This window comes from Micromonospora echinofusca, from assembly GCF_017614955.1.
Lineage (GTDB): Bacteria > Actinomycetota > Actinomycetes > Mycobacteriales > Micromonosporaceae > Micromonospora > Micromonospora echinofusca_A.
The window spans coordinates 1-7,462 of the sequence record NZ_WVUH01000345.1 but is presented as its reverse complement, the minus strand read 5'-3'; the positions used below and the strand labels follow the sequence as shown (position 1 = coordinate 7,462).

Genomic DNA, 7,462 nt, shown 5'->3' with positions numbered 1-7,462 from the left:
CTGCACGGTCTCGACCGTGCCGTCGGCGCGCAGCACGATCGGGGCCGGGTGCCCGCCGGAGGCGACGTGCAGCGCGACACCGTCCGGCCGGGGCTCGATCCGGCCGAGCACCATGGTGGTGAACTGTCCGTCCCCGCTGCTCAGGATCGACTCGTTGAGCAGCCGGAGCAGACCCAGCGGCTCCGGCTCCACCAGGCTCAGGGCCCGCATCGCCTGCCGTACCCGCCCGGTCTGCACGGCAGCCTCCACCCCCTTGCCGCAGACGTCGCCGAGCACGAACCGCCACGAGTCGGCAGGTCCGGTGGCGCCCCGGGCCGGGTACACGTCGTAGAAGTCACCGCCGATGCGCAGGCGCTCCCGGGCGGACCGGTAGACCGCGCCCAGTTGCACCCCGGGGACCTCGGGCAGGGTGGGGGGCATCAGGCTGCTCTGGAGCACGTCGGCGGTGTGGGCCTGCTCGGCGTAGAGCGCGGCCACCGCCAGGGCGGTACCGGCCCGGCCGGCGAACTGCCGGATGAGGTGCGTTTCGACCGGTTCGAAACCGGCCCGGCCGGTGCCCCGGACCACCGCCAGCGCCCCGACCGGTCGGCCGTGGCCGGGCAGCGGGACGAGCACCGCCGACCCGGGCCGGCCGAAACCGTCCGGGAGCATCCAGTCGGTCTCGGTGAGCTGGTCGGGCAGGCGCGGGTCGTCGTCGGACTCCAGGCCGGTCAGCGCCTCACCGAGTGCCGGCACCGCGGCGAGGTGCTCCGCAGGCAGCCGACCCGACGCCGGCTCGCCGTCCTCACCCGAGTAGCGGAACCAGCGCACGCTGTTACGCGGCCCCGGCAGCACGATCAGGGCGCAGTCGCCGAGCGCCGGCACGGCCAGGGCGACGGCGGTACGGGCGGTACGGTCACCGTGCAGGGAGGCGCTGAGCCGCCGGCTCGCCTCGGCGAGGAACGCCGAGCGCCACCGCTCGGCCAGCAGGGCGTCGGTCCGGATGACCTGCTCGGTGACATCCCGCACGTACCAGACGGTGAGCGGCCCCACGGAGACCCGCCGCCCCCGCAACCGGTGCTCGTCATGGTCGACGTCGAAGGTGGCGCGGGCGGCCCGCAGCGCCTCGGCGAGCGGCTCGGGTGTGAGCACCACCTCACCCAGCCGCAACTGCGGCAGCATCCGGGTGGCCACCGCGTTGGCGGCGCGCAGCACACCCTTCTCGTCCAGGGCGAGCACCGCCTCGTCCACGCCCTCCAGCATGTCCCGCCAGAACTGCGGGGTCAGACTGGTGGGCGGCTCCGGTGCAGGCGCAGTCGGAGCGCCCTCCCGGGAACCCTCCGTAACCGGCCGTACCCCGCTCTCCAGGCGTTCCTGTCGGCTAACCACGTCCCCCACCATCTCACTATCTGCCCAAGATTGCCGAACAGGTGTTCCCCGCCGCCACCCGACCGGTTTGCCCGACGACGCCGGCAGCCCTCGGTCAGCGGCTCCGAAACCCTGACCTGAGCAGGGCATACGACTCTGTCGGAGGAATCGGCGTACGCCCGGGGCCAGCCTGCCGGGTCGGGACACCAGCCCGGCGCTCCGGGCACGCCGACCGGCGGAGCCGGCTCGCGCGACCCGAGCGGGCGGTACGGCACCGACCGCCGGTCGGTGACCATCCGTGTGCGCCGTAGGAGGTGACCGGTCAGCTCGCCGGCAGTTCCCGCGCCGGTCGGCTCAGCGGGTGGCTGTCCCGGCCGGTTCGGCCCGGACCGCCGCCAGCCCCTGGTTGGCCAGGGCGTCGGCGCGCTCGTTCTCCGGGTGGCCGCTGTGTCCCTTGACCCAGTGCCAGGAGATCTGGTGCGGCGCACAGGCGGCCTCCAGCCGCTGCCACAGGTCGGCGTTCTTGACCGGTTGCCGGGCAGCGGTCAGCCACCCGTTGCGCTTCCACCCGGCCAGCCAGCCGGTGATGCCGTTACGCAGGTAGGTGCTGTCGGTGTGCACCTGCACGGTGACCGACCGGGTCAGGCTCTCCAGCGCCCGGATGGCGGCCATCAGTTCCATCCGGTTGTTGGTGGTCGGGCCCGCCTCTCCCCCGGAGAGTTCCCGCTCGTGCGGCCCCCAGCGCAGGACCGCTCCCCATCCGCCGGGACCGGGATTGCCACTGCACGCCCCGTCGGTCCAGACCTGCACGACCCGAGCGGTCGATGTCTCCGCCATGCCGGCAACCTACCGGTCGCCCGCGTCGCCCGGCGCGGGGTCCACGCCGGAACCGGTGACCGGGGCCGGAGTGGCCCCGACGGGTACGGCGGACCGGCGCAGCCGCCCCCGGAGCCGGCCGACCGCGTCCCCGGCGGTCGCCGCGACCATCGGCAGCAGGCTGGTCGAACGCATCACCGCCAGATCCTCGGCGGGCGTGGTGGCACCGTCGAGGAAACGCAGCACCCGCTCGGCCGGGTTGCGGTCGAACAGCCGCGCGAAGAACTCCGGCCCGCCGACCAGGCCCCGGTCCAGGGCACGCAGCGCGACCGCGTCCATCCACCGGTGCCGGCCGGGGTAGGCGGGCGCCGGCACCGGCGCCCGCCCCTCGGCCAGCGCCCGTGCCACCTGGTCGGCCTGCCGGTACATGGCGGCGAAGGTGAACCCGGTGGACGGGCGGGTGGCCCCGCCGGCCGTACCGAGACGGACCACCCGGGGGGACGGGCGGCGCGCGAACGGCGCGTCGGTCATCGGGATCACCCCGTTCTCCACCTCCCGCACCCGCAGCCGCGCCGGGTCCAGGCCCAGCAGGTCGCGGTACCGGCCGAGCGCCTCGTCGTACTGCCGACCGCTCAGCAACGTCGGCGAGAACTCGGTGTACTCGATCAACGCGTACCGGTCGTCGACGGGCAGCACGTAGCCGAACGAGACGCCCCGGGCGGGCTGCGGGGTCCGGAAGTCCATCAGGACCGCCCGGTCCGGGTCGAAGGCGGGCCGGTCGGACTCGACCCACCAGCCCCGGAAGTGCTGCAACCAGGTGGTCCGGCCGGGGCGTACCGGTGGGCAGGGCCGGGAGTCCAGCACCCAGGAGGCGCGCAGCGGCCCGCCGTCGGGACCGGCACACCCGATGACGACCCGGTCCCCGTCGTCGTCGAGGGACCGCACCCCGGCGGACACCCGCCGGACCCCGAGTCGCCGTTCCGCCTCGGCGGCACGCGCGTACACCGGCGCGGAGCGGAGCATGGCGTACCGCAACGGGCTCAGGTCCAGCACCCGGCGCCCGGTACCGGTGGTCACCTCCACCTGCCGCCAGCTCGCGCTCAGCAGCGGGTCCAGGTCGTTGCCGGGCCGGTCCCAGAACGCCCAGGTGCGGTCCTGCCCCCGCCGGTGCACCGGGTCCACCACCGCGATCCGCAGACCGTCGACGCCGTGCCGGTCCAGGGCGGCCAGCACCAGGGAGGCGGCACCGCCCCCACCGACCAGGGCGAGGTCGACGTCGACCGGTCCGGAGTTCTGCACCCCGCCACGGTGCCACATCCTTCGGTTGGACCAGAATGGGCGGGTGGCGAAGCGGAACGTGCGACGGACCGACGATCCGGCCCGGCCCTGCCCGTGCGGTCACGGCCCGGCGTACCGGGAGTGCTGCGGCCCGCTGCACCGGGGCGCGACCAGCGCGCCGACGGCCGAGGCGCTGATGCGGTCCCGGTTCAGCGCGTACGCCGTCGGGGACACCGCCCACCTGCTGCGGACCTGGCACCCGACCGGCCGCCCGGCGCGGCTCACACTCGACGCGCAGCAGCGCTGGACCCGGCTGGAGATCCTCGACACCGACCGGGGTGGCCTGTTCGACACCGCCGGCACCGTCGAGTTCCGGGCCCACTACCGCGACCGGGGGCAGCCGGGCATGCTGCACGAGCGCAGCCGTTTCGCGCGCCTGGACGGGCAGTGGGTGTACGTCGACGGGACACTGTCGGACTGACCGGAACTGTCGGACTGACCGGACCGCACCGGGCCGAAAAGTCCTCACCTCCGCGCCGCCCGGCGGCGTGGCGGCCGACGGCGGACCGTCGTCGCGGCGGTATCGTGCTGCGGCGTGACCGGCGAACTCCACTCCCACTGTTCGTACTGCGGCGGCGCCTACCCCGGCACGGCCGGCTGGCCCCGCGTCTGCTCCTCCTGTGACCAGACCACCTGGCGCAACCCGCTCCCCGTCGCCGTGGCGATCCTCCCGGTGCTGACCGGCTCGGGTACCGGGGTGGTGGTGCAGCGCCGGGACATCGAGCCGGCCCGGGGGCAGCTCGCCCTGCCCGGCGGCTTCATCGAGCACGGCGAGGACTGGCGGGACGCGCTGGTCCGGGAGCTGTGGGAGGAGACCGGCCTGACCGGCCCGGCCGAGCAGGTGCAGCTGTTCGCGGTGCACAGCGCACCGCACGGTGGGGCCATCCTGATCTTCGGGGTGCTGCCGCCGCAGCGGGCCGACGAACTGCCCGCCTCGGCGCCCACCGCGGAGGCCACCGAGTGGCTGGTCGTCACCGAGCCGACCGAACTGGCCTTCTCCACCCACACCCAGGTGCTCGCCGAGTTCCTGGCCACCGTCCGCGACGACCGGCACTGACCACGCCGCCCGGCGGTCGCCCGACCGGTCCTCACCGCCGGGTCCGGTGCAGCCACCGGTCGTGGACCTCCCGTAACCGGTCGACCGCCCGGGGGCCGCGCACCGGGTCGGGCGCCTCGGAGAGGAACACCACCGCCAGCATCACCGCGGCGTCCAGACGGTAGGTCCAGGCTGCCGCCGATCCGACCGGAACCCCGTCGCCGTACCCGCTGGACACCGCCTCGACGTCGATGCCGTTCTCCGGCAGCAGCGCGAACTCCGCCAGCCGGCCCAGTTCCAGCGCCGGATCACCGATCAGGGCGTTCGACCAGTCGAGCAGCGCGTGCACCCGACCGTCGACGCAGCGCAGGTTCGCGGCCCGCACGTCGAGGTGCAGCAGCCGGTCCTGCGGCCGGCCGGCGACCGCCGCCGCGAGCCGGTCCACCGGTGGGGGCGCCGGCAGGTCGGGTACCCGCGCGGCCACCTCCCGCCACCGCCGTGCGATGCGTCGCGGCACCAGCCGGCCGGTCGGCAGTCCCTCGTGGGCCACCGGGCGGGCGGCCGGTGGCGGCACCCCGTGCAACCGCCGTAGCAGGCTGCCTAGCCGGTACGGCTCGGGGCCCTGCCCGTCGTCGTCGACGAAGTCGCTGACCGACACGTCCGGGTCGCCGAGGGCCAGCTCCCGGGGCGCGGCGACCGGGATACCGTGGCCGGCCAGGTGCGACGTCACCGTGTGCTCCCAGGTGAGCAACGCCCGGGTGTCCACCTCGGGGTCGTTGGCGTTGGCCTGGAAGCGGTGGCCGGCGGCGGTCCGCAGGGCCACCGCCGTCCCCTGCGGCGTCACCGCCCGGAACACCCGGAACTCCAGGCCACCGCCGATCGGCGTCAACCCGGTCAGTCCCCGCTCGGCCGCGAGCCGGGCCACTCCGTGGGGCAGTTCTGACATGTCGGCCACCTCCGGTTACCGGATACTTCCGTAACCGTCGGTCCACGGCCAGTTCCGGGCCGAGCCGGGCCGCCCGCCCGGATCCGGCGCGGCCGACGGGCCGCATCCGCTACCGACACGTAGGCTGACGATGTGAGGGACAACAGGGACGCCACCACGGGGCACGGCGCGCGGGCGGACGCCGGTCCGGCCGCCACGGCAGGGCACGAGCATGGCGAGGTGACGGCGTGACCGACTTCGACGGCCTGCCCGTGCTGCGCTCTCCGGTGGCCATCGCGGCCTTCGAGGGCTGGAACGACGCCGCCGACGCCTCCACCGCCGCGGTGGAGCACCTGGAACAGGTGTGGCAGGCCCGCCAGGTGGCCGAGCTGGACCCGGAGGACTTCTACGACTTCCAGGTCAGCCGGCCCACCATCACCATGGCCGAGGGCGCCACCCGCCGCGTCGAGTGGCCCACCACCCGGTTCATGGTGGCCAGCCCGGAGGGCACCGAACGGGACGTGGTGCTCATCCGGGGCATCGAGCCGAGCATGCGCTGGCGCACCTTCTGCGAGCAGGTGCTGGAGGTCTGCCACAGCCTGGAGGTGAACCGGGTGGTACTGCTCGGCGCACTGCTGGCCGACGTGCCGTACACCCGGCCACTGCCGATCAGCGGCAGCGCGTCGGACGCCGAGGCCGCCCAGCGTTACCAGCTCACCCCGACCCGCTACGACGGTCCGACCGGGATCGTCGGGGTGCTGCACGACGCCTGCACCCGGGCCGAGGTGGACGCCGTCTCGTTCTGGGTGCACGTACCGCACTACGCGAACAACCCGCCCTGCCCGAAGGCGACCCTGGCCCTGCTGCACCGGGTCGAGGAGGTGCTGGACCTGCCGGTACCGATGGCCGACCTGGCCGAGGAGGCCGCCGAGTGGGAGCAGCGGGTCCGGACCGCCGCCGAGCAGGACGCCGAGCTGGGCGAGTACGTGCGCGAGCTGGAGGAACGGGTCGGTGACGCCGGCATCCAGCCGTTGACCGGCGACGAGATCGCCCAGGAGTTCGAGAAGTACCTGCGCCGTCGGGGCGGGTCGGCCGGCCCGACCGCCGGCTCCTGGTAGAGCAGTCGCGGCGGGGTGTTCCCGGTGGGCTCGGATGCCCCCGGGAGGGCACCCCGCCGTACCGGCGACGGTACCGCACCTGTCCTAGGAACCTAGCTGTGGTGAGGAGACGAGGATGCAGATCAACCCCGGGGCGGCCGAGTTCCCGCACCGGCAGATCGCCGCGCAGTTGCACGCCCGGGTCCGGCGGGGCGACTGGGCCCCCGGCGAACGGCTGCCGTCCATCCCGGCCATCGCGGAGATGTTCGGGGTGGCCAAGCAGACCGTCCAACGCGCCATCGACCAGCTGCGGGTCGAGGGCATCCTGATCACCAAGCCGGGCTCCGGTACCTACGTACGCGGCACCCGGCGCCGGCTCAACCGGCTCTCCCGGGGCCGCTACGGCGGGTTCCGCGGCTACCACGCCGACCTGGCCGCCCGGTACCGGCAGCAGCTGACCGCCGTCGGGCGGGCCCCCGCGCCACCCGAGGTGGCCGACGCGTTCGGGGTACCGGACGGCACCGAACTACTGGTCCGCCGGCACCTGGTCCGCACCGAGGAGGTGCCGGTGGAGATCGGCGCCTCGTGGTTCCGGCCCGCCGACGCCGCCGGCACCTCCCTGGAGCGGGCCGAGGCGTTCGGCCGACCGCTCTACCAGGAGGCCGAAGAGGCGATCGGGCGCCGGTACGTCACCGCCACCGACCAGCTCAGCGCCCGCCAGCCCAGCCGGGAGGAGGCGGAGATGCTCCAGATCCGCCCCGACACCCCGGTACTGCACCTGCTGCACGTGGCCTACGACGCGGCCCGCCGGCCGATCGAGGTGGCCCAGGCGACCTGGCCCGGCCCGATGACCACGCTGACCGAGGAGTACAAGGTCCCCGCGCCGACCCCCGACCCGGACCC

At 74.6% G+C, this 7,462-nt stretch carries 8 protein-coding genes; 4 read left to right on the top strand and 4 right to left on the bottom strand.

Going from position 1 to position 7,462, the window contains the following annotated elements; translation table 11 throughout:
- The 3 genes from GSF22_RS35865 to GSF22_RS27850 all read right to left on the bottom strand — a co-directional run.
- Positions 1–1,368: GAF domain-containing SpoIIE family protein phosphatase (locus tag GSF22_RS35865; RefSeq protein WP_208816709.1), on the bottom strand; the 1,368-nt coding region annotated here is incomplete at its 3' end.
- A 333-nt stretch (positions 1,369–1,701) separates the two neighbouring features.
- On the bottom strand, positions 1,702–2,184 hold the full coding sequence (gene rnhA / locus GSF22_RS27855; RefSeq protein ID WP_208816708.1) for a ribonuclease HI: 483 nt from the start codon (positions 2,182–2,184) through the stop codon (positions 1,702–1,704).
- Between the two features lie 9 nt (positions 2,185–2,193).
- The gene (locus GSF22_RS27850) at positions 2,194–3,480 is read right to left on the bottom strand and encodes a lycopene cyclase family protein (protein WP_208816707.1); all 1,287 of its coding nucleotides are present in this window, start codon (positions 3,478–3,480) and stop codon (positions 2,194–2,196) included.
- Between the two features lie 25 nt (positions 3,481–3,505).
- Here GSF22_RS27850 and GSF22_RS27845 point away from each other — a divergent pair, with 25 nt between their 5' ends.
- A complete protein-coding gene (locus GSF22_RS27845; RefSeq protein ID WP_307804384.1) occupies positions 3,506–3,922 on the top strand; it encodes a YchJ family protein in 417 nt (138 codons plus the stop codon).
- Between the two features lie 114 nt (positions 3,923–4,036).
- Positions 4,037–4,558: an NUDIX domain-containing protein gene (locus GSF22_RS27840; protein WP_208816706.1), complete on the top strand. Its 522-nt coding sequence runs from the start codon at positions 4,037–4,039 to the stop codon at positions 4,556–4,558.
- A gap of 31 nt (positions 4,559–4,589) precedes the next feature.
- Here GSF22_RS27840 and GSF22_RS27835 read toward each other — a convergent pair whose 3' ends face one another.
- A complete protein-coding gene (locus GSF22_RS27835) occupies positions 4,590–5,483 on the bottom strand; it encodes a phosphotransferase family protein (RefSeq protein ID WP_208816705.1) in 894 nt (297 codons plus the stop codon).
- Between the two features lie 227 nt (positions 5,484–5,710).
- On the opposite strand from GSF22_RS27835, the gene GSF22_RS27830 reads away from it, so the two are divergent.
- Positions 5,711–6,580 (top strand): PAC2 family protein, encoded by an 870-nt coding sequence (locus GSF22_RS27830; protein WP_208816704.1) that lies wholly within the window; start codon positions 5,711–5,713, stop codon positions 6,578–6,580.
- 115 nt (positions 6,581–6,695) lie between these two features.
- Positions 6,696–7,462, top strand: a 767-nt coding sequence (locus tag GSF22_RS27825; protein ID WP_208816703.1) for a GntR family transcriptional regulator, incomplete at its 3' end; no start/stop codon positions are given.